The sequence below is a fragment of the Pseudoalteromonas carrageenovora IAM 12662 genome, assembly GCF_900239935.1.
Lineage (GTDB): Bacteria > Pseudomonadota > Gammaproteobacteria > Enterobacterales > Alteromonadaceae > Pseudoalteromonas > Pseudoalteromonas carrageenovora.
Map to the genome: position 1 here is coordinate 2,212,517 of NZ_LT965928.1, position 25,232 is coordinate 2,237,748.

A 25,232-nucleotide genomic window follows, 5' to 3' on the forward strand; every position below is an offset into this window, starting at 1 on the left:
CTTCAATTTAGAATGAAGCTTACGTAAATCCGCCGATTGAGCCACGCTGTATTCATCAGAATAAAGAATGGTGGGTTATGATGGATTCGAACCATCGACCAATTGATTAAAAGTCAACTGCTCTACCAACTGAGCTAATAACCCGCTCCAAGTGCTTACTTATTACTAAGTTAAAGCGTGCGTAAATCCGCCGATTGATGCCATGCTATATTCATCAGAATAAAGAATGGTGGGTTATGATGGATTCGAACCATCGACCAATTGATTAAAAGTCAACTGCTCTACCAACTGAGCTAATAACCCGCTCTATGCACTTATTCAATTTAGAATGAAGCTTACGTAAATCCGCCGATTGAGCCACACTGTATTCATCAGAATAAAGAATGGTGGGTTATGATGGATTCGAACCATCGACCAATTGATTAAAAGTCAACTGCTCTACCAACTGAGCTAATAACCCGCTCTTTTGCTGCGTTAACCGCAACTTGCTTTTTTGTGTAAATCCACCGATTGGACCAACTCAATTCTAAAGAAAGAAGATGGTGGGTTATGATGGATTCGAACCATCGACCAATTGATTAAAAGTCAACTGCTCTACCAACTGAGCTAATAACCCGCTCTATGCACTTATTCTATAAAGAATGAAGCTACGTAAATCCGCCGATTGAAACCATCATTTATTCAAAAAGAATAAAAATGGTGGGTCATGATGGATTCGAACCATCGACCAATTGATTAAAAGTCAACTGCTCTACCAACTGAGCTAATGACCCGCTCTGACGCTGCATTTATAGCAACTTGGTACTGTACGTAAATCCGCCGATAAAAGACCATTTAAAAAATGGTGGGTTATGATGGATTCGAACCATCGACCAATTGATTAAAAGTCAACTGCTCTACCAACTGAGCTAATAACCCGCTCTTTTTGCCGCATTTCGAGTGGGGTAACCATTCGTTTGCTGCGGGCGCTTATAATACTTATTTATAAAATGAGTGCAACCGAAATTGTCTCTTTTTTTAAGTTTTTATGCCTAGATGCACAAAATTAAAGCGTTTGTGCTCAAACTACATGCAAATACAAGATTCACCGAGAGTTTCCATGTAGTTTGCTGGCCTAAATAGGCAATTTAATCGCTAGTGAACTTTAGTTCCCTAAACGATCAGTTGCTAGCTTTGCAGCAGTTGTACTTGGGTACTGATTGATAAGATCACTCAGTATTTTTTGTGCCTCAGCCGTTAAACCTTGATCTTGTAAAAGTGAGCCTAACTTTAACATTGCATCTGGGCGTTTATTTGAATTTGGAAATTCATTTACTACCACTTTAAAATGCTCGCTTGCTTTTACACCTTCATTTTTAATTGTTAGTAATTGGCCTAACCAGTAATGCGCGTTAGACGCATAAACCGAATTTGGGTAGGTCGTTAAAAACGTTTGAAATTCAGGGATCGCTTGATCATAGCGCTTATCTTTCATTATTAACGCAACAGCACGCTCGTAAGCTTCGTTTTCAGATAAATCGTTACTGTAGGTCTGTGCATCACTTGGCTGCGTGTAGTCGGTTGTAGGCGCTGTAGTGGGCTGTGTATAAGCTTGGCTTACACGGTTTTCAATTTCTTGATACAACTCACGCTGGCGCTGCAATACTTTTTCAAGTTTATAGCTTTGCTCTTCTGTTACACCACGAATTTGACTTACTTCGTCTTGTAGCAAATTAAGCTGTTGTTGTAACTCTAACTGTAATAAGTTGCGCGACTGCATCATGTTTTCAAGCGATGCTAGGCGTTTCTCAATACTCGATTGTGAACTTGCAGCTTCTGAAACAGGAGCGGGAGCAGCCATTAACTGGGTGCTCCCGCTCAATATCATGGCTGCCAAAATAATTTTCGGCTTCATAATATCTCTTATCTTAGTAAACTAGTACCGCACGGCGGTTTTTAGCGAAAGCTGATTCAGTGCGAGACTTAACCATTGGCTTCTCTTCACCGTAGCTTACTACTGACATTTGGCTAGCTGAAACACCTAAACTTTGTAGGTATTTTTCAACTGCTTGGCCACGGTGCTCACCTAGTGCAATGTTGTACTCAGGTGTACCGCGCTCATCAGCGTGACCTTCGATTAATACTTTAACTGAAGGGTTTTGAACTAAAAACTCAGCGTGTGCGCGAAGTAATTCTGCGTACTTGCCCTCAACAGTGGCTTTATCAAAATCAAAGTAGATTACTTGCTCTTGACGTAGTGCTTCGTACTTTTGACGAAGTTGCTCTTCTGCTTGTTGCTCAGGAGAGATTGTAGCTACTTCAACAGTATCGTTGTTTGTTGATTGCTCAACAACACCTTGATTTGATTGATTTGCAGCGCCTTCGTCGATATCTGAAGATGAGCTACAAGCTGCTAGTGTCATTACTGGCACAGCAATTAGCAGGCCTTTAAGTATTTTGTTAAGTTGCATTGAGTAGATTCCTATTTTGAGTAAACCAGTAATATTACTGTAAATATGGCGACCAAGCTGGCGCCTTTACTTGTCCGTCTAGCACAGGTAAGCGTGCTTTAAAGCGGCCGTCCATCGATACCAGCGCGAGTACCTGTTTATTATTATGAAGCGTGCTATAAATAATCATCGAACCGTTTGGCGCTATGCTCGGTGATTCATCTAGGCGTGTTCTTGTTAATACTTGAAACGCACCTGTAGCCAGCTCTTTCTTAGCAAGATGGTACTGCCCGTTGGTACGGTTAACCATCACTAATTCTTTACCGTCCGGTGTTATAGAACCTGCAAGGTTCATGTCACCGTCAAAGGTCAATCGATTTGACCTACCAGTTTTTAAATTTAACTTATAAATCTGGGCATTACCACCCCTTTCAGATGTAAACACAATATCTTGACCATTTGGATACCAAGATGGTTCAGTATCTATACTACGATGACGTGTAAGGCGTGTTTCTTTACGCGTAGCCAAGTCAAGTAAATAAACTTCGGTTGCACCTGTTTTATCTTTAGAAAGTACTAATAATAATTTTTTACCATCTGGCGAAAACTGCGGCGCACCATTAATACCACGGTAACTTGCAATAATTTCGCGCTTACCTGTGTATATATCTTGAATATAAATTTGGCTTTGACGGTTTTCAAACGTTACATAAGCTAATTTAGTGCCATCTGGTGACCAAGCTGGCGACATCAACGGCTCTTTTGAACGCAGTAATACTTGTTCGTTAAAACCGTCGTAATCAGCAACCACAAGCTGATAAGGCTTAGGGTCTTCATCACGTACTATCACATAGGCAATTTTAGTTAAAAACGCACCTTTTTCGCCAGTTAGCTTTTCGTAAATCACGTCACTTATACGGTGTGAGTATCGACGAAAACCGTTTTCACCAATCACACTCTCACGCGCTTCTAATATATGGTCTTGGCTTTTAATTAATTTACCGTTACTCATCATTTGTGTATTACCGCCAGTAATTTGGCCGCGTATTACATCTACTAATTCATAACGTACTAAGTAGCGCCCATCAGTTTGCTGCTCTACTTCACCTACTAATATAGCCTCTACACCTTTATTAACCCACGAGGCGTAATCAATTTCGCCATCTTTATTTGGTTGCTGAGGCATTTGCGCCACATTAACTGGCTTAAATTTACCACTGCGCATTAAATCGGCAGCAATAACATTGCTTAACTTTTCAGGAATTGGGCCAACACCTTGGTATTTAAAAGGCACAATCGCAATGGGTCTTGCACCATCTACACCTTCTGTTATTACAATTTCAAGCGCGGCATTAGCAACACCTACAAACCCAAACAGTAAAACTAAACAGGCTATTTTTATTTTGTTGAACATATCATTCCTTTAAAATTCTGGCTTGATTGTTAAATTAATATTCTTAAGTTGTTCGAATACGTCTTTATCTTTAGATACCGGTAATGTGTCGGCCATGCGCACGGCTCTCAATGCAGCTTCACACACTAACTTATCGCCGCCTAACGATTTAACTTGCGTTACTAAACCATTAAAGCCTAAACGAATATTTACACGGCACTGTTGGTTTTTCATTTTTTCATCAATAAGTAAGTTTTGCTGTATACGCGCCATAATTAAAGCACGGTATTTATCAACTTCACTTACTACTTGCTGTTGACGTATTTTACTACGGGCCGCCTGCTCTTTGGCAAGTTGCTCTTGTAACATTTGCTCTTGCAATGCTTGCTGACGCTTACGCTCTGCTTCTTTAGCGCGTTCTTTTGCTTCGGCTTCACGTTTTTTACGCTCTGCTTCTGCTTTTTTAAGTGCCTCTTCTTCAGCTTTGCGTTTGTCGGCTGCGGCTTTAGCTGCAGTTTCAGCTTCTTGCTTTTGCTTTTCAGCTTGTTTAGCTTTAGCACGCTCTTTTTGCTCAATTGCACGTGCTTTTTTAGCTTCAGCCTCAGCTTGGGCTTTTTCTTTCTCTTTCGCCTTACGCTGTTGCTCTAATTTTTTAATATTACGCGCTTCGGTTTCACGTTGCTTTCGTGCATTAGCCGCTCGACGTTCTAAATCGCGGATACGTTTATCTTCTGCACTTTTTTTAGCATCTTCTTTCTTTTGAAGTTCAGCAATCTTTTGCTCAACTTGCTTTTGATCAACCGTTACTGCCGATACTGCTTTTTCAGGCGTTGGAATAGCCGAATTAAGTGTAACTTCCATTACTTTTGGCGCAGGTGGATGAATGTTTGCAGTTGCCCACAAAAAACCACCCAACCCCAAATGTAAAAGTACTGACTTGATTATAGAACTATTCATGTTACTACTGTGTCCCCTCAAAGGATTCCGTCATTAGACCCACAGATGGTACGCCAGCATTCTTTAAAAAGTCCATTAATAACAATACTTCTTGGTACGATACCTTACCTGAGCCTTTAATCATTACCGGCACATCAGGATTTTTCATTAGTTGTAACTTAATAACGGCAGCTACATCTAATGCTTCCATTGGCTCTTCAGGATCGGTGCCTATACTTACATAGTACTTACCCGCTGAATCAATTGACGCAATAATTGGTGGCGTGTCTTTAGTATCTACTAAATCCGACTCTTCCATTTTTGGTAAATCAACTTTCACACCATGAGTAATAAGGGGTGCTGTAGCCATAAATATTATTAGCAATACCAACATTACATCAATGTAAGGTACTACATTAATTTCTGCGACCGGACGGCGCTTTTTACGCTGATACATTCGCTTGAGCCTCTATTTGGGTAGCTGCTTGACGGTGTAAAATATTTGCAAACTCTTCCATAAAGTTAATGTAATGAGATTCTAGTTTTTCAACTTTATTAGAAAAGCGGTTGTATGCAATAACTGCCGGAATAGCCGCAAATAAACCCATTGCAGTTGCAATCAATGCTTCAGCAATACCTGGTGCTACCATTTGTAATGTTGCTTGTTTAACTTCGCCTAGTGCAATAAAGGCATTCATAATACCCCATACAGTACCAAATAAGCCTATATATGGACTAATAGAGCCAACAGTTGCTAAAAACGATAAACTTGATTCTATTTTTTCAATCTCGCGAGATAGCGCAACGCGCATTGAGCGGTGCGTACCTTCCATAACAATGCCTGCGCTTTGAAATGTATTCTTTTTATGGCGTGCAAACTCTTTAAAGCCTGCTGTAAATAGCGCTTCAATACCATGAGATTGACCACTACGCGACGAAATTTCGTTGTACAGTTTGCTTAGGTCAATACCTGACCAAAATTTTTGTTCAAACTTTTTAGCATTAGCTAACGCATCTGATATCGCTTTTTTGCGCTGAAAAATAATCGCCCACGACATAACCGACATGGCAACTAGCCCTAACATCACTAACTGAACAAGCAAACTGGCTTCTAGAATTAGATCTAAAAAATTAAGCCCTGATCCCACGTTAAACTCCTAAATAATTTCAAAATACGGCAAATTGGTTCATTTGTGTAAATACGACCGTCTACGCGGTCAAAAGTTGCATCTAGTGTATCTAGTCCATTTCAAGCTGACAACGATATTGCTATGAATAAGCAACAAAAAACGTTAAAAATCATCTTTATTATGCTTTTGTATCTTTATTAGGTTTTTATAAAACCCAGTTTATTATTTTAATGCGGTTAAAATGCTTAAATATATGCCTTAAACGTCATAAAATGCACCGTTTATTCAATTTTAGCGCATAAACACTCAAAACCACTTTCGAGCAACCTAATCGTAATAGTAAAACTAATACTGAGCTAGAATGAAAAACATTACTTAAGTTATAATTTTCATCTACTTATAAAATTAACGATTAATTAACGCACAAATTTAAAACAACGATAAAACTCATAGCATTAGTTTTTTTAATCTGAAAATGCAAATTTTCTAGTTTGAATAAAAAAGCAATCTTACGTATTATTCTCCCATACCGAGCTGACGCACTAAATGAAAGATTTTTCGTTAAGTCGAGTTCTTAGTAATAGGATATTTTATCGTATTACATTGTTTTACTCTTTTTGGATAAAACCAACATTAAGTAAAACGTAGTTCCCCTGGATTACTTCCTTCAACTTGTTGTTTGCCCGCATTATATGCGGGCTTTTTTTTGCCTAAATTTTACGACCAATTTGGCATGTACTCATTGTAAACAGCACAATTTGTAGTTACTCAATATGGATTTTCCATATCGATTAAACGTTTATACCAAAAAAATTAAGCTATCCCTTGCGAGATAAAAACGCGCTGATAACAAGCTAAAAATTTTAACACTGTTAGCCTAAGTTTAATCTCTTAAATTGATAAAGTATTAATGCTGATTGGTATTAATGGTACGCAGCATAGCCACGCCAGTCTTAACGTTAAGTGAATTACAAACTGATTTTAATTTTTTGATTACATTTGCAACAAAGTGGATGAAAGCTGAGTAAGTTTATAAAGAACTTACAAATAAGAAGGGATGCAGCCCGCTACATTTACTATAGCAGGCTACTAAATTAATTTAATCTTGTTTTGGGAGTAAACCAAAATGATGATAAGCATTGTCAGACACAATTCGCCCGCGTGGAGTACGCTGAATAAAGCCTTGCTGAATTAAAAAAGGCTCTATGACATCTTCAATGGTTTCTTTTTCTTCACCGATGGCGGCTGCTAAGTTATCAAGCCCAACGGGCCCACCCATAAACTTCTCTATAATGGCGAGTAAATATTTACGGTCCATGTAATCAAAGCCGCTTTTATCAACGTCAATCATATCAAGCGCTTGCTCAGCAACATTTGCATTTACTGTCCCGTCTGACTTTACTTGTGTGTAGTCGCGTACGCGGCGAAGTAAACGGTTGGCAATACGTGGCGTACCACGCGAGCGCTTTGCAATTTCAGTTGCGCCGTCGTCGCACATTTCTAAATCGAGGTAATGTGCTGAACGCCCTACAATATGTGATAAGTCGGCTACTGAGTAAAACTCTAGACGCTGCACAATGCCAAAGCGGTCTCTAAGCGGTGACGTTAGCGATCCTGCTCGCGTAGTCGCACCAATAAGCGTAAATGCAGGTAAATCTAATTTAATAGAACGCGCAGCTGGGCCTTCACCTATCATAATATCAAGTTGGTAATCTTCCATTGCTGGATAGAGTATTTCTTCAACTTGTGGGCTTAGCCTGTGTATTTCATCAATAAACAGTACATCACCCTCTTCAAGGTTGGTAAGCAGCGCAGCTAAGTCGCCGGCTTTTTCAAGTACAGGACCTGAGGTTGTTTTAATGCTTACGTTAAGCTCATTAGCAACAATGTTCGCAAGCGTTGTTTTACCTAAGCCTGGCGGGCCAAATATTAATAAATGATCGAGCGCTTCGCCTCGGCTACGAGCAGCTTCTATAAATATTTCCATTTGCTGCTTAACATGTGGCTGACCTCGGTAGTCGGCTAACAGTTTTGGCCTTATTGCACGATCGATGGTGTCTTCGTTAGTTTTTTCAGTCGCGTCAATTAAGCGATCCGCTTCAATCATGGGTTACTCACAACATTGATTTTAAAGATTCTTTAATAAGAACCTCAGTAGACATATCTGGTTTACTAACCGATTTTACTGCTTTTTGCGCTTGTGGCAATTTATAACCAAGTGCAACCAATGCTGATACCGCATCATCGGCAGCATTATTAGCAATTGTGGCATCACTCATAGGCTCAATAACGGCACTGTCGCTAAATGGTGTAAATAAATCATTGCCCCAATCTTTTAATCGGTCTTTCATCTCAAGTACTAGGCGCTCAGCTGTTTTTTTACCAACACCAGGTAGCTTAACTAAAGAAGTAGCATCTTCGTTATTTACACAGCTCACAAATTGCTTAGCCGACATGCCCGATAATATAGCTAACCCGAGTTTAGGCCCTACTCCGTTAGCTTTTAATAGCTCTCTGAATAGTGCACGTTCCGTTTTATTATTAAATCCAAATAATAACTGTGCATCTTCGCGCACTACAAAATGAGTATAAACAATCGCATTTTCGCCAATGTTTGGTAAGTCATAAAAGCAGGTCATTGGCATTTGAACTTCGTAACCTACACCGCTTACTTCTAATAAAATTTCGGGTGGTTGTTTTTCGACTAAAATGCCATTTAAGCGGCCAATCATAATTATTTCCTTAAACGTCCTCTAACGGTTTTGCTTGCGCTACCCGCTAGTTTAATTAAATTTTGTTCTGAGTGAGCATGGCAAATAGCAATAGCAAGTGCATCGGCTGCATCAGCCTGAGGCGTACCTGGTAATTTTAAAATATTTTTTACCATATGTTGTACTTGCGATTTATCGGCGCCGCCGTTACCCACCACGGCTTGTTTAATTTGCCTTGCTGAATATTCAAATACCGGTAAATCCGCCATAGAAGCACCTACAATAGCGGCTCCTCGGGCTTGGCCTAGTTTTAAAGCCGAATCGGGATTGTGCGCCATAAATACTTTTTCGATGGCGAAAGTTTCTGGCGAAAATTGCTCAATTAATTGCGTGATCCCTTGGTAAATCATTTTAAGCCTGATAGGAAAAGGATGATCGGCCAATTTTATGCAGCCACTGCCTAAGTAAGTAAACTTAGCGCCCTGATGCGCCACAACACCATAGCCGGTTAATCGTGAGCCAGGATCTATCCCTAAAATAATAGCCAAAAAGGGCTCCATTATTGTTATTTTTTAATTATGCTAATAATGCCAGAGCACTGTATAAATTACCAGTAACAAGTAAAAACAAAAACGCCCACAAATTAAGTGGGCGTTTAGTGTTTCAAAGTATAGCTTACGCTAATGCGCGAACTAACCCTTGAGTATTTTGTTTAAGTTTACGGGCAATCATAAAGTAGCCAAGCGCGGCCACAAATACACCACCCGATACAGGCCCTATAAGCCAAATAGCGGGGTGTAATTTACCTGCTAGGTCAAACATTTGCTGCTGCACAATTAAAAGCGCTACATCACTAAATAGTGCTGCAACAAAACCCGCTAAAGCACCCAATAATAAAAACTCATATAACGTCGCATTTTTAATTAAACGTCCTTTAGCACCCAGCGTTCGCAAAATTACAATTTCTTGCATACGCTCACCTAGACTTGCCTGTACTTGCGATATAAGCACTAGCGCACCACACAGTACAACTATGGCAAGTACAAACCCAATAGCTAACGACACTTGCTGAATAGTTGATTGAATTTGTTTAACAAAGTTATCAACATCAATTGCGGTTATTGTTGGGTAAGTACGTAATAGCTGGCTAAAGTCTCGTTTTTGCTCAGGCTCTATACGCACCGATGAAATATAAGTCGCCGGAAAGTCTTTAAGTACGTCGGGGCTTAAAATTATAAAAAAGTTAGGTTTTAGCGTCGCCCAATTTACTTTGCGGACACTGGTAATTTTAGCGTCAAACGACTGCGCACCAATTAAAAACGTTAAGGTGTCGCCTATTTCAACGTCTAAACGTTCTAACATTGACTCCTCAACCGATGCTTCACCTACTGCACCTTCGCCAAACCACTGCCCTTCTATAATTTCGTTTTGCGCTGGTACGTCTTCAAGCCAAGTTAGGTTTAGCTCACGGCCAATACCCGAGCGAGCTTCTTCGTCTTTTTTCTCGTTGTCTTGCAGCGATACTTTACGCGCAACCAACTCGCCATTTACCGCATTTACACACCCACGAATGGTTGGGTAAAAGTCTGACACCTGAATATCATTTTGCGCTAAATATTCATTTACTGGCTCAAGCTCATTTTGAGTAATATTCACTAAAAAGGCATTAGGCGCATCAGCTGGAAGCTGTGATTGCCAATCAGAAATCATGTCGTTTTTAAGTACAATTAAAAACAACAATAATTTAATCGCTAACGAAAAACTAATAAGCTGCACAGCATTTACGTTTGCACGCTTTTGAATAGACGCAATAGCCAAAGACCAGCTGTTACCCGGTTTTAAACCCAGTTTACGCCCACCGCCAAATATAAGTTTAGACAGTAAAAATAATACACCAATAAGCGCTAAAGTAGACACAAATAAAATAAGGGTAATTTTTATATTGTTACTAAAAAGCCACATTAATAAAAAAACCGTTAGCGCACTCATACCTAAATGCATTCGGCTTACTGCTAACTGATCACCTAAATTACGGCGCAGTACTCTAAGCGGCGGAATATCAAATAAATCAAATAACGGCTTAATAGAAAACATAACTGCACATATTACGCCTGTGCTTATAGCGATTAACCACGGTTTAAACCCACCTAAAGGCAGCTCCATTCCCATACTCTTTGATAAATAGCTTGTTGCGATTTCTTGTAAGCCGTAACCAATTAATAAACCGATAGACACTGCCATTGCACACACTAAAAGCAAATGCAGCATGTATATTTTACGTATAGTTGAACGGCTTCCTCCTAGCGTTTTCATCATCGCTACGGGGTCGTACTGGCGCTCACAATACCGTTTTGCTGATACTGCAATTGCTACTGCGGCTAAAATAATACCCAGTAAACCGGCTAATAATAAAAAACTCTCTGCGCGGTTTAAGCTATTTGAAATTGGCGATTGGCGGTCTTTAACACCGTACCACTGCTGGTTTTCAGCCATTTGCGGCTTTAACCATTCGTAAAAGCTATTTATATCGGCTTCATCACCAGCGTAAAGCTGGCGGTAATAAACACGGCTACCAGGCTGAATAACCTCTGTTTTTGGCACATCAGCAATGTTTATTAATACACGACGACTACTCGAAAACACATTGAATGGCGCATCAGGCTCTTCAACAATTACTTTTTCAACATTAAATAGGGCTGCCCCTAGCTCTACTTGTGCGCCTATATCAATATTTAAGCTATAAAAAACTGACTCACTTAACCACACATTGCCAGGTGCAGGCCCACCCTGGGCAATAACGGTTTCACCCATTAGGCTGTCTTTAATTTTTAGTTGCCCTTTTAACGGGTATTCGTTTGAAGCCGCTTTTACTGAGCTAAACTGCATTTCGTCGTTTGCAAAAAGCATGGTATCAAAATAAACCATTTGTGCTGTTTGCAGGTTTTGCTCTTTTGCTTTAGTAATAAAAGCAGTATCGAGTGTATGAGCACTTGCAAGTACACGGTCGGCGGCTATAAACGCACTACTTTTTTGTGCAATACTTTGTGCTATTCGCTCAGTAACCATAGAAAGCGTAAGCACTGTTAATACAGCAAGCGCAATTGCTGCGCTTATAACAGTAAGCTCGCCACGTCTAAACTCTCGCGCAAATAATTTAAGCGCTAACTTAGCCCACATTTGCAGTATCCTCAGCTTCACTTTTAACAAGTAATCCGGCTTCTATTTGAATAATATGTTCACACTTTTGTGCAAGTGCTTCATCGTGCGTTACTAAAATAAGTGTAGTGCCGTGCTGAGCGTTTAAATCAAATAAAAGTGATTCAATCATTTTGCCGTTTTTACTATCTAAATTAGCCGAAGGCTCATCAGCAAAAAGAATTTTAGGTGTGCCAATGAATGCTCGCGCAATTGCTACACGCTGCTGCTCACCACCAGATAGCTGCGACGGATAATGATCAACACGGTGGCTAAGCCCTACTTTTTCCAGTAACGCAAGCGCTTGCTCTTTTGCATCGCTTTCGCCTGCAAGCTCTGCCGGCAGCATAACGTTTTCAAGCGCGGTTAAACTTTGCACCAACATAAAAGATTGAAAAACAAAGCCCACTTTTTCCGCTCTAAGTGCTGCGCGCTGCTCTTCGTCTAAATTATGAAGCGGTGCACCGTCTAAAAATATTTCACCGCTGCTTGCTGTATCAAGCCCGGCTAATAAACTAAGCAACGTAGATTTACCAGAACCCGACGTACCAACAACCGCAACCGACTCGCCATGCTTGACATTAAAGCTGATGTCGCTGAGGATGGGCAGCTCGCCTTCAAAGGTAGAGACCACTTTAGACAAACCATTTACTTGAATTATATTTAATTGAGAAAGCGCTGACATATGACTCATTCAATCCTACGTTTTGTATTCATTTTATTTTTAGTTACCAAGCCACTGAGCGCAGCAGCCGACAACACGATTTTAATACTCGGTGACAGTTTAAGCGCAGCCTACGGACTTAAACAAGAACAAGGCTGGGTCAAATTGTTACAAGATAAATACGATGCAGAGCAAAGTAATATCGAATTAATAAATGCCAGTATTAGTGGCGAAACTTCCGGTGGAGCTCTGCGCCGCCTCGATGCTTTACTTGAGCAATACGAGCCTACTCATGTACTTATAGAGCTTGGTGCTAACGACGGCTTACGTGGTTTTCCGGTTAATAAAATGCAAGCTAACTTAACTTCGCTTATCGAAAAAAGCCAAGCTGCCAATGCGATGACCGCCTTAATGGAAATTTACATTCCCCCAAATTACGGTCCACGCTACAGTAAAATGTTCACCGACAGTTTTACACAAGTAAGTGAAAATACAAACGCTTACCTTATGGATTTTTTTGTATTAAATATTGCAGGACAAAGCGATTTAATGCAAAACGACGGATTACACCCTAACAAAAAAGCGCAGCCGTTAATACGTGATGAGATGTATGAGTCGATCAAACAATGGTTAAATAAAGACTAATAACTAACCTTGCGCAATTGCGGCTACACGCTCTTTTGCGCAATAAACACGCAAACAAACAAACACTTATTGATTTTTAAAAAAATATACGTACTATTGCAAACAACGTTCGGTATGTGGCGCAGCTTGGTAGCGCACTGTCATGGGGTGGCAGGGGTCGAGAGTTCGAATCTCTCCATACCGACCATTAGTTCCTCAGAGTAATCATTCCAATTTTTTATATTCAATGCCGTCATACCTTAAATTGCTCTTTATAAAGTTATGACTAAATTAAAAGCTATCTTATAAAGCCCAGCAATACATAAAAAAAGCGCCTTAAGTGCTTTAAAATTAATAACGAGTTTAGTGCTTACGCCCTACCCCATTTCGAACTATGTCTTTGCCATTTTCAAACACTTCTGTAGTAATACCACGCGCTAGTAATAGCTGCTGGCGGTCGTCAAATACCGCAACAAAGTGGCTGCCGTCTTTATTGTTAGTAGCCATTCCTACGCCTGCAACACCTGTTAAACCTAAGCCGCCATTTTCTACAGCGAGTAAAAAAACTTCAAGGTCTGCTAAGTTATCTATAATGTCGTTTTCGTTATTCATAAAAGCTCTTTGTTAGTCGTGCTTATTAAAGCGATAAGCATATAGTTTAATATAACCATATTTTATAGGGCACTTAAGCAAACTTAAACCCTTTACATAGAATGCAGCGCCTGTATTTTTTAAAACGTGCTAAGTGCTAAATTTAAATTACTTATTGCACAACCAAATTCTTTTGCATTCACGCGGTGATAGCTTGTATTTTCAGTGATACTAAAACCAATTAAAAACTCATCTTGTTGGGCTACAGTACTTTGCTCTTGGCTTAAACACATTGCCTGAGTGAGTGAGCGTAATTTTGAGCCATACAAAATATCGCCAAAACGCTGCACTGGCAGCGGAGGAATTTTTATACTTGGCAGTGCTTGATTTACAGTCCGCTCACTTAAGCTAAATTTGTTATTTTTAATATCTATTACGCTACCAGCTGGCCAATAAGAATAGTTGTAAAGCGTTTTAGCGCCTTGCGTTTTATCTTGGGTATTTGCTGTTAAGTGCACCACTCCACCACTGCCTAATACGGTAATTAAATTATTCCCGGGTGATTTATTACCACCAAAGCGGTATTTTCATCAATACCAAAGCCTTGCTGTAATTGCTCATCACTTTTGGTTTTTGTGCTTGTTTTGCTTAACAATGTTGCAAGTCTAAGCGTTCTGTTTTGCTCGCTAAATTGGCTATCGAGCAGGCCATAATTAAAACTACCAAGGCCACCAGCTGCTGTATATGTAAGCCGTTGCTGCTTAGTGGCTTTATCACCTCGTAGCGCCCCAATGCTTGAGCCGCCTGTAACAATTGCAGTATTTAAATTACTTTTAGCTGCACTTTGTACTAAGCTGCCAGCCCCTTCACCTACAATTACAGGGCGAGATTGTAGTGCTTGTGTCCACGGGTATGGGTTATTGTTTTGATCGAATAATACTTTACGAGTAAGGCTTACATCGCCATCGTTAAACATAACGCCTGTACTGTTTTTTATAAGGCTAGTTAATGCGTGTACACCACCTTTACACAGTGCCATTTCAGCTTTTGTTTGCTCAGGGTAAATCACCTCTCGGTTATAAACCCCCATTTTGCTTTGCCTAAGTGCGGGTAAATTATTACAGCTATTAGTTGTAATTGCTTTGGCTAAGGCAGGGGTAAGTGCTAACCACTGAGTGTTGATATTTGTTGAATCAAAAAGAGCTGTAGAACGATTAGCCATACTGTATGGGTCTTTGCTAGATGCTGTAATAACAAGCATACTTGGATTGGGGTTATTTACTTTTAAGCTGCCCGATATAAACTGCAAAATATTGTTAGTACTATTTTGAGCATTTAGTGCGGTGTTAACCTGTACTTTGTCAGCTTTAAATTCCTCTAGCATATCTATCACAAAGTTATACTCTTGCTTTGATAAGCTATTTAGCCCTTCGTTATTTATATCGCGCCACTGCCATAATAAATCACTTTTTGAGAGCGACTTAGTGCTTTTATTAAGCACTTTAGCTAATGACTGTACTGCAGCGTTTTTATTGTTTGTATTATTAGTTGGCCAATTTAAATTTATTTGTTTTATTTTGGCGTCCGTTACTTTAAACCAGCTATGTTGTTTACCTTTAATATGCTGACTATTTATGCAGTTTTTAGCGTTGCTGCTGTTACAGGCATTCAGTGTGCTGCCCGCTAAAATGAGTGTTTGGCTTAGCTCCTGGGCAGCTGTGTTTAATGATATAAAAGCAGGGAGTATGGTAAATAAAAGCCGCGTTCGCATATTTAATAAAAACAAAGTGCGCATAAAAGTCTCTAAAGTATTGCCAATAATATTTGTGCAGTTTATCAGTATGCTAATCTTGGCTAAATACCTATTTACACAGATTCGGTCATGCTTTGCAGTTATTTATTTAGCACCAAAACAAACCATTAAACAATGACTAAACAAGTTTAAACAGTGCATTTATTGACCAGGTACATTGTTTAACATACCGTAGATTTTTTATTGTAACAAAGGTGAAATATGGACTTTTCTAATGAGGAGCTAAATTTTTTATCTGAGTTATTTAAACCAAGCGAAAAATCACACCCACATAACTCCCATGTGTTAACTATGCAAAGCTCTGTACCTGCAAGCATTGCTCATTTACTAAGTAACGCCAACTTAACCTTACTTGCTGAGGTTGCTCATTATCAATTATGGTTTCCGCTAGAGTTAAAAATTAATGGCGATGGGGTAATAAACCCAATTCTAAATGCCCCTGAAGTTATAGACACAAAAGGCACGCAACGTAGCTGGCGCTGGAGTGAGCTAAATATTAAAAGCCAAGGTTTTAAAATTGAGTCAATATCAAGTACAGGTATATTTTTAAAACCCTTAAGAAAAGGAAAGCAACTTAACAAAGTTGAGCACATGGAGTTTATGCTGCCCAATAAAGAGAGTATTTCAATAGATGTAGAGCCCGTAAGGCAAAGTACATTAGGTATAGCGGCAAAAATAACGCATATTCATAACGGGCAAGAACACCTTAGAGCCTATTTATTTGAAGAGCACAAACGAAAATTTGCTAAACTTTACCAAAATGGCCAACTTATAGAGCAACTTAGTTAACCTTTACTCTGGCCTAGTTAATAATTCCTCCTCACTCTAATGCATTTAGGTATGTTGTGTTAATCTTAGTGTTCTAAAAAATCATAAGGATATGACAATGCCAGGTGCTTTTGCCCATATTACGGCGGCGAATATTGCCACTGAAACGAACTCCCTCATAAACATGAAAATCCCTAATAAAGCTAAGTTAATTTTAACTCAGCGCCAAGCCTATGTTGAGCTTGGCTGTGTAGCGCCCGACTACCCTTACTTAGCACTAGCGCAAGCCTCGCAAAATGCATGGGCCGATTTAATGCATTACGAGCGCACCGGCGATTTGATAAAAGTAATGGTTGAGTATTGTAAAACTTTAAACGGCGAGGCATTTGAAAAGTGTTTTGCATGGTTATGCGGTTATATGGCCCATGTTGCGGCCGATATTACAATTCACCCGGTTGTAGAGTTAAAGGTAGGTCCGTATGAGCAAAATAAAACCGCGCACAGAACCTGCGAAATGAATCAAGATGCCTATATTTGGCAACGCTTAAATTTAGGTGAAATTGGCTACGCCGATCGAATAAAACATAATATGGGGTCGTGTACTAACTCCTCGGGAGATTTTGACCCAGATATTATAAATATATGGCAGTATGCGCTAACAAGCATTCACCCTAATTATAACAATGAGCATGCACCAAACTTTAATGCTTGGCATACAGGTTTTCAGACTGTGGTTAATAATGTAGAAGAAAGCTACCGCTTGTTTGCATTTGCAAGGCACGTTGCTGCCGATATGGGCTTATTTTACCCCCGTCCTGATGAAATAAACCCAACTTATATTGAGCAATTAAATACGCCTAAAAACCTTATGCATTACGATGCTATTTTTGATTTTGCGGTTAAAAATATTCAGCATTACATAAGTATTATTGCTAACGCTGTATTTTTAGATGCCGATCTAAAGGCTATTAAAAATTGGAATCTAGACACAGGTTACGACGAGCAAAATAACTTAACTGCATGGAATTAATAATATGAAAGACTTACTTTTAGCCACATTATTAATGTTGGCAATGGGATGTACTACTTCATCGCAAAACAAAAGCCCAGAGCTAATGAGCGACCTAGCCTCACAATTAAAAGATATAACCACTGCAATTGATGGCACATTAAAATTTAGTGATACAAAATTTGAGTCAACAGATGCTCTGTTAATGGCCTCTATAAATAACGATTTAAGCAAGCTTGCACCTTTTAAGGGATATACACTTATTATTGATGTTCAAAAAAATAATGTAGTATTGCTTTTGTGTGATAAAAACTCAGCCTTAATTGAAGATGTAGGTTGTACCGCACAATCAGATATACAACATTGGCAGGCTAAAAAAGCGCAAAAATGCGATGTTACTGTAAATGCTCAGCAATTTTGTAACTAAGCATTTAAATAACCTGAACTCTGGTTAAGGGATTTACTAACGTATTTTATCATGATGATATTTAACATTATTTTCTCTAGCCAGAAATTTTCAGTGAAAACAAGGCGAATTTACGCGTCAATAGCTAGTCTATTGCAAGTAAATTCAACACAGTGAGCGCTTAAAATAGCTGCGAGAGATAGATTTATTATCCACAGCTCAGGTTAAATACTAAACACTATTCAATAAAGCTTTTATTAAACGGTGTTTAGCTCTTTGGATTTAACATGGCTAAACACTAACCCTTTGCGACTAATATGCGCCTCTAATCTTTTAGCAGGCATCGGTTTAGCAAAGTAAAAACCCTGAAATTCTTTACACCCCATTTGCGCCATTACGGTTACTTGCTCTGGTGTTTCTACGCCCTCAGCAACACATTTAATATCAAGCTCTTCACACATAACGTGCACCGCTTTTACTAAGCTCTTTTGCCTTGTAGACGTGGTTACTTGGCTAATTAAAGAACGGTCTAGTTTTAACTTGTTTATTGGGTACTCAGCAAGACGCGCTATATTAGAATAACCAACACCAAAATCATCCACTGAAATAATAAAACCCCACGACTGCAGCGTATGTATAAGTTCTAATGAGTGCGCCTGATTTGCCTCTAATGATGTTTCTGTCAGCTCTAACTCTATTTGATGAGGCTTAATATTAAAATCAGCTAAGTATTTTACTAGCTTAGACATAAAGTCAGCTTGGCTAAAATCAAGCAGTGAAATATTAATTGCCACTGGTACAGTTGGTAGCCCTTTTTGACTCCAATCGGCTATTTGTGAGCATACTTTTTGAATTATCAAATCAGTTAACCGGCTAACCATTGCGTACTCTTCCGCTATTGGAATAAACACGCTTGGCGATACAACACCAAGTATAGGGCTATCCCACCGAGCAAGTGCCTCTAAACCAATACACTCACCACTTGCAGTTACTTTAGGCTGATAATGTACGCTCAAGTCACCTTGCAAAAGTGCTTCGTCGAGGAGCATTGAAATTTCATACTTTTCTAAAAATGCCTGTGAAAGCTTTTCATCATAGCCACATAAAGGTTCGCTTTTAGTAGCGTGTTTAAGTGCACTACTTGCATTAGTAAGTACCTCTGCACTATTTTGCCCATGCTGTGGGTAATGCGCATAACCAAACATAAAATTTTGCTGGCAGCGCGCATTATTAAGTTTGTACGTTTCATCGAGCGCATGCTTTATGGTTGGCAAAATTTTAGTTTTTAACTCATCATGTGATTGAGTGCCAATTATAAAAGCAAGCTTACCAGCGCCAATATGTGCGCATAAAAAAGGCCCATCTGGCATTATTTTCAAGCGTTTGTATGCATTAATTAAAAGTGCTTGAGAGTCTTGCTGTGCGAGTTTTAATTTTAAATATTCACTATTAGCTGTTTGTGCAACAACAATATAAAAACCGCGTTGATATTTAGTAATTAAGCGCTCACATTGCATCTCAAACCAATGCTTATTAGGGAGTTTTGTTTGTGAGTTTCGGTATTTTAGCCGTTTGTTTTCTTGCTCTATATTGGCTAAATTTTGCTTAATTATTTGCTCTTGAGTGCAGTCGTAAAATTCATAAACCCGATAATTTTTATTCATAGCTACTAAATAATTAGCCCTTAAAAATCGTCTTTTATGCTGTATGACCTGACTCATATTATTTGTTTTAACGTTTAGCTCAGGAACTAACGACGTTATATCAATGCCCTTACTTATCTGCTTTTTATTGACAGCAAATAATTTGTTGGCGCACTTGTTGGCATCGGTAATATTAAAATGTTCATCTACAATAATTTTAGCTTTATCTGACTCTGTAAAAAATGTCTTGTATAACTCATTTTTATCTATTAATAGTGAATTAGCCACACTCATCGATTTATTTAATCGCTTTGCAGCGACGATTGTTCTAGCCACTGCCAGTGGAATACATATATTAAAAAATAAGAATATGAGCCCAGTTATATATAGATTTGCGCTTGGGAGCTGCTGAGCTATACCCGTAACGTTTGATAGGTCTATATTATTAATGATCATATAAAACGGCACTATATTTAGTACAGCGTAAAATGTGGCCGTTCGGTTACCAAGTAACATAAGTGCAATTATGGGGCAGGAATACATATACATAGAGCCCACTTTAGCGAGCTCTAAGTCAGTTAAAAATAAGTTCATACAGATACTGGCAATTACAATAGCAGCTAGCAAAGCATGCGCACTTTGTTTGTAAAAGCGCTTGCTGGCCAAGACTAAGCCAGCAGAAATTGTTAAAAAGCTAAAGGTAAGTACTACTATATAAAGTAAATCAAGCTCTACAGCCGTAGCGAATGTATGCCATGCTACGCCAAAGCATAACAACATCACTAAGGAGGAAATAATACGAAGTGCGCTAACCCGCCAGTGAGCCACCTCATTGTTATGGGTGTGGTGATCGGACAGCAAAAAGTACTTATTAAGAAAATGCATAATTAATAAAAAGTAAAAGCTCGATAGTTAATTAAACATTTTAAATTTGTTAAAATCAAACAAATGAGTTGTATTATGTTCGATTAATTAGAAATTACGTTGTTTTTTACTTTTCGGGTGTTTTTACAGTTGTGCTCTTTTAATGCGTATCCACTACACCCTAAAAACTCACCATGCTTAGACTGACGTAAACGCATTTCGCGTCCGCATTTTTCACAAATAGGTTGGCGTGCTCGGCACTCTTGGTTTGTACACTGCGAATATGTGGCTTTATCAACCGATGGACTTCTACAGCTTTTACATACCCTAAGTTTTGTTTTACACAGCTGAGTATTAGTGCAGCTAAAGTAGTCGCCGTATTTGCCCGATTTAGGTCTAATTAATCCATCACTACACGTTATGCATTGCCTTTGCTGTAATTGCGACTTTTTAAAAAGATCAGATGCTAAATGTATGGGGTAATCATCATTTATTAATTCTTTTATAAACGCTGAGCAAGCGTAAGGGTCGGCAATTAAATAACTTTTATGCTTTGCACGCGTAATACCTACATAAAGTAAACGGCGCTCTTGAGAATGGGTAAAGCTATCTTGCTTTGGTAGTAAAGTATCCACCAGCAAATTGTCTTGGCTATCACTTGGAAACCCTAATTTACCTTGCTCAAAACCAATGATAATACAGTAATCGGCTTCAAGCCCCTTTGCGCTGTGTAATGTCCAAAAATAAAGTGGGTTAGTGCGTTTTTTACCTTTTAAATGCTGTTGAACACCATTTAGCATGTATCGGTATCGGCTAAGTATGGCAATACTGGCCGAGGCATCATTTTTTTCAATGGTACTTATTGTTTGCTGTACTTTTATCTCGATTGATTTAATTCCTTGGTATAAATCGTCGAGTAAAATAACTTGTGGTGCTGTTACCTGAGTATGGGTAATGATGTGTTTTTTATATTGCTCAGGATTTTGCATTACAAAGCGCCCTGCCACATCACCTATGCTGTTGTTATACCTAAATGTTTTTTGTAGCATAGTTAGTGAGTGGCTACCTACAAGCTCGTTAAATTGTGTGGTTAGCGCCAAATTACCACCCGAGAACCTATAAATAGCCTGCCAGTCATCACCCACAGCAGTAAAGCGTATCCCATTGCCGTGTTTAATAATTGCGTTTAAAAACGCCATACGCGCGCTTGATATATCCTGGAACTCATCAACTAAAATATGGCTCCATGGAACTTTAAAATCCCCATTTTTTACAGCCCTAGTTGCTTGAATAATCATATCGTCAAAATCAATACTATTGTGAAGGCTTAGTTCATTTATATACGCATCGTGAATTTGCATCAACAAGGCTGCATATTGCTTATAGTTTTTAATAGCGCTTTGCTTTATTCGCTGCTCTATTTGCTGGTGAGATAATTGCTCTACCCTAATGGCTTGCAAACATTTTATGTATTTATCAACCCCTTGTTGTAATTGCCCAGAGTTATTTAAAGTATGAAATATTTCGTCACTACTCAAAGGCACAAGCTCAACATTATGTTGTTTTAGTTGTTTAGCTAAGGTTTGTTCAAGCTTTCCCTCAAGCCAGTTATAGTGAAAGGTTTCAAGCAACGTAGTACCGTTTTGCTTATGTAGTTTACGTTTAAACGCTATTTGCTCGTTATAGTGTTTTTTATCTATGTCGGCACGCGTATTACCACGTCTATCTATTCCAAAATGCTCTAAATATAAATTGTATTGAGGAATGTAAAAATCTGGTTGGTATTTGCTTTGCAACTGCTCAGTATAAATAGGCTGATAAGTCGCTTCATAACTATGCGGTACTGAGTGTAAATGCAACCAATTTGAAATTAACAGCTCTTGGTAACCTTTCACTTTATGACCCGCTAAGCTGCGATATTCATTGTCGCGCACGTATCGCTCATACTCTGCATTATTATTAAAGCTAAATATATCTATAGGCTCGTGCAGCAAATCTACAAATGTTTTTAAAAATTTAGGGTCTGCTTGTAGTTTTTTGCTTACCCACTGGGTAAGCCAACTATTTAATAATATTGGATCGGTGGCAAATTTTGACAGTTCAACCGGTTTTTTTGCACTTTGTAATAACTTTAGACCCAAAGCATGAAACGTTAAAATTGTCGGTGTTTTGCATGGTAATTTAGCCTGTACCGCGCGGTTAATAAAGCGCTCTTTAAGCTCGTTAGCAGCACTTTTGTTATACGCTAACACTAAAATTTGTTCAGGCTTTGCAATGTCACTGGTTATTAAATTTAATGCTTTTGCCACCATGACAGATGTTTTACCTGTACCCGCAGCGGCTAACACTAAGTTTTTATCATTATCGCGTATTACTGCTAAACGCTGCTCTATAGTGAGTGGGTTTGATTCTATTTTATTAAAAAAATCATTTTTAAGAGCTAGTTGTTTTTGCTCATATTTTTGGCGCAGTAATACCACTGCTTGAGCATTATCGGGCGTGCTACTAAGTATATTTAAAAATTTAATACTGGCGGGGGATAAATGCTCAAGCCATGTACTTTTACTTTTGTTGTAATGGCTACCTAGCAAAAATACATTATTTTTAAGTGTTTTTAGGGAACTATCACGTAAAAATTCATCTAAAGCATAACGCTTTAATACTGCTTTAGCGTTGTTAACCTTTTGCTCAAGCAGTTGCGAAAACTGGTTGTTAATTGTGTAACTTAATGCGTGAGCTTGCGCTTTATTTAAAAAGCTAATGGATGTGTTGCGATCATCGCTTAGGATTATTTTAGCACTAAACACGTGGTTATTTAGTGCGGCAAAATTATAGAAGTCTTTAATTAAAAAACGCTGTGTTTGCGCATTTTTAAAGTGCACTACAAGCTCTGTTTGCTCAATGCTTACGTGTTTAATGCGGGTAAAAAAACGGCCTAGCCAACTTGGAGTAGCAATATACTGCGCCATAATACTCAATATCAAAACATGCTTTGATTTAATTGTAACATACTCTTTTGTAATACATTTAGCGTAATAAAATAGGTTTTAGTATGTTAATTAAACGCCAAACTTATATTTAGATCTATTATTTAAACTTTTCATTACAAGCATTAACAAATTTAAACATTTACTGAGCGTTCTATGTGTAACAATGCAAACTTACAATTACATTACAGTTAATTAACCCACTGTTACGTTTACAGGCAAATACTATTAAAGGAGCTAATTATGTTTAAAAAATGCGTTATGTCGGCAGCATTAATTTTAGCTTTATGTGCCTGTAATTCAGAAACTGAATCAGACCTAGTAGAAACAAAAGATATTTGGGCTGGATTTAAATTAGTGTCTGATGGAAGTATAACGCGCGTTAACGCCGAGCTAAACGTGAATGATATCAGTGGCTCTAACGTTGTTTTAAGTGACACTGATACGCTGCAAGCTGTTGTTAATAGTAGCGTTGTAACACTTAAAAAAGATACCGATTTTTTAGATGTTGACTACCAAGCTTATATAAACGCAACTGACGATAATCAACTATTTGATATAATATTTGGGCGTAGTAATGGCATAAGTGCCAGCTCAAACGTAGAGCTACCACTAAACTTTATTATTTTAACCCCAAGCAATGAACAACCATTTAAGATTGATAGTACGTTAACTTTACAGCTTGATGGAACAGATCCTAATAGTACAAGCTATGTAGAGCTAACTAGTAGCTGTATAACGTTAAGCAACGACTCGCTTATTCAATCAGGCACCCTAGAGCTTTCCTCGTCACACATTGAAATCCCCCTTGAAAACCTTGATATGTTTAAAAACACACAGATAGACCACAGTAAGTCGTGTAATTTAACGCTTAGCGTTATACGAGAGCGCTTTGGTAATATTGCTGATGAGTTTACAGATCAAAGCTACATTAAAGCTCAGCAGTCTCGTGCTATTAAAAACATGACTTTAACGTTTTAATTTGCACGCTATTTTACTCAGCGTTAAGCTATGCCTTTATTAAGTAATTTACTAGTTGCCTCTGCCTTTTTTATAAACAGCAAGCGCATTAGTACTATATAAAGGTTAATTATGACTCATAGCACCTATCCTATTGGCACACCTGGCACTAAATGGAATAACAACGATAAAGGCCAGTGGTTTAAAAGCCAAAGCATTAAACGCAGCTACCAAAATGACGTTGTGTCTTTAATTAACGAGCTAAAAAATTCATTAACTGTTGAGCAATACGGCGAGCTTAATTACGCTGCGGGTACCTACCCTTTATATGTGCTAAAAACACCTCAGTTAGATAAAAACAAACCGACTATTTTAATCACCGGTGGTGTGCACGGCTACGAAACCAGTGGCGTACATGGCGCACTTAGATTTGCTAAAACATCGGCTCTGCAATATTCAGAGCAGTTTAATATTATTGTTGCCCCATGTATTAGCCCTTGGGGATACGAAACAATTAACCGCTGGAACCCTGCGGCGATTGACCCTAACCGCTCATTTTATGAAAATAGCCCAGCGCCAGAATCGGCTGCTATTATGGCATATGTTAAGTCTCTTGATTTAGAGCTTATAGCGCATATTGACCTTCATGAAACAACCGACAGCGATAACAGCGAATTTAGACCTGCACTTGCAGCACGAGAAGGCACCACAAACACTAATTGGAACATACCTGATGGTTTTTATTTAGTGGCCGATACCAATAAACCTGAACCTGAATTTCAAAAAGTAATTATTAAAGATGTAGCAAAGGTTACTCATATTGCGCCAAGTGATGAAAATAATCAGCTTATTGGCGTACCCCAAGAGCAATTTGGCGTTATTAACTACGCGGCACGCGATTTAGGTTTATGTATGGGCTTTACAGATGCACCCTACGTAACAACCACTGAAGTGTACCCAGATAGCCCAACAGCCACAGATGAAGAATGTATATTGGCGCAAGTGGCCGTTATTAAAAGCGCACTTAAATATATACGTGAAAACGCATAGTAAAAACTGCACATAAAAAATGCCCAAGGAGATATTGTCCTTGGGCATTTTTTAATTAC

General features: G+C 38.7%; 20 protein-coding genes, 7 tRNA genes and 1 pseudogene. 7 read left to right on the forward strand and 21 right to left on the reverse strand.

Features of this window, described 5'->3' with window-relative positions:
• Nucleotides 1-68: 68 nt before the first annotated feature.
• The 17 genes from ALFOR1_RS09960 to ALFOR1_RS10040 form a co-directional block, all read right to left on the reverse strand.
• A tRNA-Lys gene (locus ALFOR1_RS09960) sits at nucleotides 69-144 on the reverse strand.
• Between the two features lie 83 nt (nucleotides 145-227).
• A tRNA-Lys gene (locus ALFOR1_RS09965) sits at nucleotides 228-303 on the reverse strand.
• Between the two features lie 81 nt (nucleotides 304-384).
• Nucleotides 385-460: transfer RNA gene (locus ALFOR1_RS09970), tRNA-Lys, on the reverse strand.
• 80 nt (nucleotides 461-540) lie between these two features.
• Nucleotides 541-616 (reverse strand) — tRNA-Lys (locus ALFOR1_RS09975).
• Nucleotides 617-697: 81 nt separating this feature from the next.
• A tRNA-Lys gene (locus ALFOR1_RS09980) sits at nucleotides 698-773 on the reverse strand.
• Between the two features lie 69 nt (nucleotides 774-842).
• Nucleotides 843-918: transfer RNA gene (locus ALFOR1_RS09985), tRNA-Lys, on the reverse strand.
• 226 nt (nucleotides 919-1,144) lie between these two features.
• On the reverse strand, nucleotides 1,145-1,894 hold the full coding sequence (ybgF, locus tag ALFOR1_RS09990) for a tol-pal system protein YbgF (RefSeq protein ID WP_104642875.1): 750 nt from the start codon (nucleotides 1,892-1,894) through the stop codon (nucleotides 1,145-1,147).
• A 13-nt stretch (nucleotides 1,895-1,907) separates the two neighbouring features.
• Nucleotides 1,908-2,450, reverse strand: a complete 543-nt coding sequence (gene pal / locus ALFOR1_RS09995) for a peptidoglycan-associated lipoprotein Pal (RefSeq protein WP_058549656.1) — start codon at nucleotides 2,448-2,450, stop codon at nucleotides 1,908-1,910.
• A gap of 34 nt (nucleotides 2,451-2,484) precedes the next feature.
• Nucleotides 2,485-3,843 (reverse strand): Tol-Pal system beta propeller repeat protein TolB, encoded by a 1,359-nt coding sequence (tolB, locus tag ALFOR1_RS10000; protein WP_104642876.1) that lies wholly within the window; start codon nucleotides 3,841-3,843, stop codon nucleotides 2,485-2,487.
• 9 nt (nucleotides 3,844-3,852) lie between these two features.
• A complete protein-coding gene (gene tolA / locus ALFOR1_RS10005) occupies nucleotides 3,853-4,779 on the reverse strand; it encodes a cell envelope integrity protein TolA (RefSeq protein WP_058549654.1) in 927 nt (308 codons plus the stop codon).
• 4 nt (nucleotides 4,780-4,783) lie between these two features.
• Nucleotides 4,784-5,215, reverse strand: coding sequence for a protein TolR (tolR, locus tag ALFOR1_RS10010; RefSeq protein ID WP_004587274.1), 432 nt, complete (start codon nucleotides 5,213-5,215; stop codon nucleotides 4,784-4,786).
• Nucleotides 5,202-5,906 (reverse strand): protein TolQ, encoded by a 705-nt coding sequence (gene tolQ / locus ALFOR1_RS10015; RefSeq protein WP_058549653.1) that lies wholly within the window; start codon nucleotides 5,904-5,906, stop codon nucleotides 5,202-5,204. Before tolQ ends, tolR begins: the two co-directional genes overlap by 14 nt.
• Before the next feature lie 1,081 nt (nucleotides 5,907-6,987).
• Nucleotides 6,988-7,995, reverse strand: coding sequence for a Holliday junction branch migration DNA helicase RuvB (gene ruvB / locus ALFOR1_RS10020; RefSeq protein ID WP_104642877.1), 1,008 nt, complete (start codon nucleotides 7,993-7,995; stop codon nucleotides 6,988-6,990).
• A 7-nt stretch (nucleotides 7,996-8,002) separates the two neighbouring features.
• Nucleotides 8,003-8,620, reverse strand: a complete 618-nt coding sequence (gene ruvA / locus ALFOR1_RS10025) for a Holliday junction branch migration protein RuvA (RefSeq protein ID WP_058549651.1) — start codon at nucleotides 8,618-8,620, stop codon at nucleotides 8,003-8,005.
• 2 nt (nucleotides 8,621-8,622) lie between these two features.
• Nucleotides 8,623-9,147: a crossover junction endodeoxyribonuclease RuvC gene (gene ruvC, locus ALFOR1_RS10030; RefSeq protein ID WP_058549799.1), complete on the reverse strand. Its 525-nt coding sequence runs from the start codon at nucleotides 9,145-9,147 to the stop codon at nucleotides 8,623-8,625.
• A gap of 127 nt (nucleotides 9,148-9,274) precedes the next feature.
• Entirely contained in the window at nucleotides 9,275-11,776 is a 2,502-nt protein-coding gene (locus ALFOR1_RS10035) for an ABC transporter permease (RefSeq protein ID WP_104642878.1), read from the reverse strand.
• Nucleotides 11,766-12,479, reverse strand: a complete 714-nt coding sequence (locus tag ALFOR1_RS10040) for an ABC transporter ATP-binding protein (RefSeq protein WP_104642879.1) — start codon at nucleotides 12,477-12,479, stop codon at nucleotides 11,766-11,768. The genes ALFOR1_RS10035 and ALFOR1_RS10040 overlap by 11 nt, the downstream gene beginning before the upstream one ends.
• Between ALFOR1_RS10040 and ALFOR1_RS10045 the strand changes: the two genes are divergently transcribed.
• Both ALFOR1_RS10045 and ALFOR1_RS10050 read left to right on the forward strand, forming a co-directional pair.
• The gene (locus tag ALFOR1_RS10045; protein WP_058549648.1) at nucleotides 12,480-13,103 is read left to right on the forward strand and encodes an arylesterase; all 624 of its coding nucleotides are present in this window, start codon (nucleotides 12,480-12,482) and stop codon (nucleotides 13,101-13,103) included. It abuts the gene before it with no gap.
• Nucleotides 13,104-13,213: 110 nt separating this feature from the next.
• A tRNA-Pro gene (locus ALFOR1_RS10050) sits at nucleotides 13,214-13,290 on the forward strand.
• 155 nt (nucleotides 13,291-13,445) lie between these two features.
• Here the strand turns inward: ALFOR1_RS10050 and ALFOR1_RS10055 are convergent.
• Nucleotides 13,446-13,694: a hypothetical protein gene (locus ALFOR1_RS10055; RefSeq protein WP_104642880.1), complete on the reverse strand. Its 249-nt coding sequence runs from the start codon at nucleotides 13,692-13,694 to the stop codon at nucleotides 13,446-13,448.
• A gap of 119 nt (nucleotides 13,695-13,813) precedes the next feature.
• Nucleotides 13,814-15,468, reverse strand: a pseudogene (locus ALFOR1_RS10060) (cyanophycinase).
• Nucleotides 15,469-15,687: 219 nt separating this feature from the next.
• Between ALFOR1_RS10060 and ALFOR1_RS10065 the strand changes: the two are divergent.
• The 3 genes from ALFOR1_RS10065 (at nucleotide 15,688) to ALFOR1_RS10075 (ending at nucleotide 17,690) form a co-directional block, all read left to right on the forward strand.
• On the forward strand, nucleotides 15,688-16,275 hold the full coding sequence (locus ALFOR1_RS10065; RefSeq protein ID WP_058549583.1) for a hypothetical protein: 588 nt from the start codon (nucleotides 15,688-15,690) through the stop codon (nucleotides 16,273-16,275).
• Between the two features lie 97 nt (nucleotides 16,276-16,372).
• Complete coding sequence (locus tag ALFOR1_RS10070; RefSeq protein WP_104642881.1) at nucleotides 16,373-17,284, forward strand: zinc dependent phospholipase C family protein; 912 nt, start codon at nucleotides 16,373-16,375, stop codon at nucleotides 17,282-17,284.
• A 4-nt stretch (nucleotides 17,285-17,288) separates the two neighbouring features.
• Nucleotides 17,289-17,690 carry a hypothetical protein gene (locus tag ALFOR1_RS10075; protein WP_104642882.1) on the forward strand — a complete coding sequence of 134 codons (402 nt, stop codon included), beginning with the start codon at nucleotides 17,289-17,291 and terminating at the stop codon, nucleotides 17,688-17,690.
• A 236-nt stretch (nucleotides 17,691-17,926) separates the two neighbouring features.
• Here the strand turns inward: ALFOR1_RS10075 and ALFOR1_RS10080 are convergent, their stop codons facing one another.
• Entirely contained in the window at nucleotides 17,927-20,197 is a 2,271-nt protein-coding gene (locus ALFOR1_RS10080; RefSeq protein WP_104642883.1) for a putative bifunctional diguanylate cyclase/phosphodiesterase, read from the reverse strand.
• A gap of 83 nt (nucleotides 20,198-20,280) precedes the next feature.
• Nucleotides 20,281-23,145: a UvrD-helicase domain-containing protein gene (locus ALFOR1_RS10085; protein WP_104642884.1), complete on the reverse strand. Its 2,865-nt coding sequence runs from the start codon at nucleotides 23,143-23,145 to the stop codon at nucleotides 20,281-20,283.
• A 261-nt stretch (nucleotides 23,146-23,406) separates the two neighbouring features.
• Here ALFOR1_RS10085 and ALFOR1_RS10090 point away from each other — a divergent pair, with 261 nt between their 5' ends.
• Nucleotides 23,407-24,144: a hypothetical protein gene (locus ALFOR1_RS10090; RefSeq protein WP_104642885.1), complete on the forward strand. Its 738-nt coding sequence runs from the start codon at nucleotides 23,407-23,409 to the stop codon at nucleotides 24,142-24,144.
• Between the two features lie 111 nt (nucleotides 24,145-24,255).
• The gene (locus ALFOR1_RS10095) at nucleotides 24,256-25,173 is read left to right on the forward strand and encodes a M14 family metallopeptidase (RefSeq protein ID WP_104642886.1); all 918 of its coding nucleotides are present in this window, start codon (nucleotides 24,256-24,258) and stop codon (nucleotides 25,171-25,173) included.
• Nucleotides 25,174-25,232: the final 59 nt, after the last annotated feature.

Bases quoted from the DNA above. Each gene is read 5' to 3' on its own strand.
- ALFOR1_RS10045 (WP_058549648.1), top strand. From the start codon at position 12,480: ATGACTCATTCAATCCTACGTTTTGTATTCATTTTATTTTTAGTTACC.
- tolR (WP_004587274.1), bottom strand. From the start codon at position 5,215: ATGTATCAGCGTAAAAAGCGCCGTCCGGTCGCAGAAATTAATGTAGTA.
- ALFOR1_RS10075 (WP_104642882.1), top strand. From the start codon at position 17,289: ATGAAAGACTTACTTTTAGCCACATTATTAATGTTGGCAATGGGATGT.
- ALFOR1_RS10080 (WP_104642883.1), bottom strand. From the start codon at position 20,197: ATGCATTTTCTTAATAAGTACTTTTTGCTGTCCGATCACCACACCCAT.
- ruvA (WP_058549651.1), bottom strand. From the start codon at position 8,620: ATGATTGGCCGCTTAAATGGCATTTTAGTCGAAAAACAACCACCCGAA.
- ALFOR1_RS10040 (WP_104642879.1), bottom strand. From the start codon at position 12,479: ATGTCAGCGCTTTCTCAATTAAATATAATTCAAGTAAATGGTTTGTCT.
- ALFOR1_RS10035 (WP_104642878.1), bottom strand. From the start codon at position 11,776: ATGTGGGCTAAGTTAGCGCTTAAATTATTTGCGCGAGAGTTTAGACGT.
- tolB (WP_104642876.1), bottom strand. From the start codon at position 3,843: ATGTTCAACAAAATAAAAATAGCCTGTTTAGTTTTACTGTTTGGGTTT.
- ALFOR1_RS10095 (WP_104642886.1), top strand. From the start codon at position 24,256: ATGACTCATAGCACCTATCCTATTGGCACACCTGGCACTAAATGGAAT.
- ALFOR1_RS10065 (WP_058549583.1), top strand. From the start codon at position 15,688: ATGGACTTTTCTAATGAGGAGCTAAATTTTTTATCTGAGTTATTTAAA.
- ALFOR1_RS10085 (WP_104642884.1), bottom strand. From the start codon at position 23,145: ATGGCGCAGTATATTGCTACTCCAAGTTGGCTAGGCCGTTTTTTTACC.
- pal (WP_058549656.1), bottom strand. From the start codon at position 2,450: ATGCAACTTAACAAAATACTTAAAGGCCTGCTAATTGCTGTGCCAGTA.
- ALFOR1_RS10090 (WP_104642885.1), top strand. From the start codon at position 23,407: ATGTTTAAAAAATGCGTTATGTCGGCAGCATTAATTTTAGCTTTATGT.
- ALFOR1_RS10070 (WP_104642881.1), top strand. From the start codon at position 16,373: ATGCCAGGTGCTTTTGCCCATATTACGGCGGCGAATATTGCCACTGAA.
- ALFOR1_RS10055 (WP_104642880.1), bottom strand. From the start codon at position 13,694: ATGAATAACGAAAACGACATTATAGATAACTTAGCAGACCTTGAAGTT.
- ruvB (WP_104642877.1), bottom strand. From the start codon at position 7,995: ATGATTGAAGCGGATCGCTTAATTGACGCGACTGAAAAAACTAACGAA.
- ybgF (WP_104642875.1), bottom strand. From the start codon at position 1,894: ATGAAGCCGAAAATTATTTTGGCAGCCATGATATTGAGCGGGAGCACC.
- tolA (WP_058549654.1), bottom strand. From the start codon at position 4,779: ATGAATAGTTCTATAATCAAGTCAGTACTTTTACATTTGGGGTTGGGT.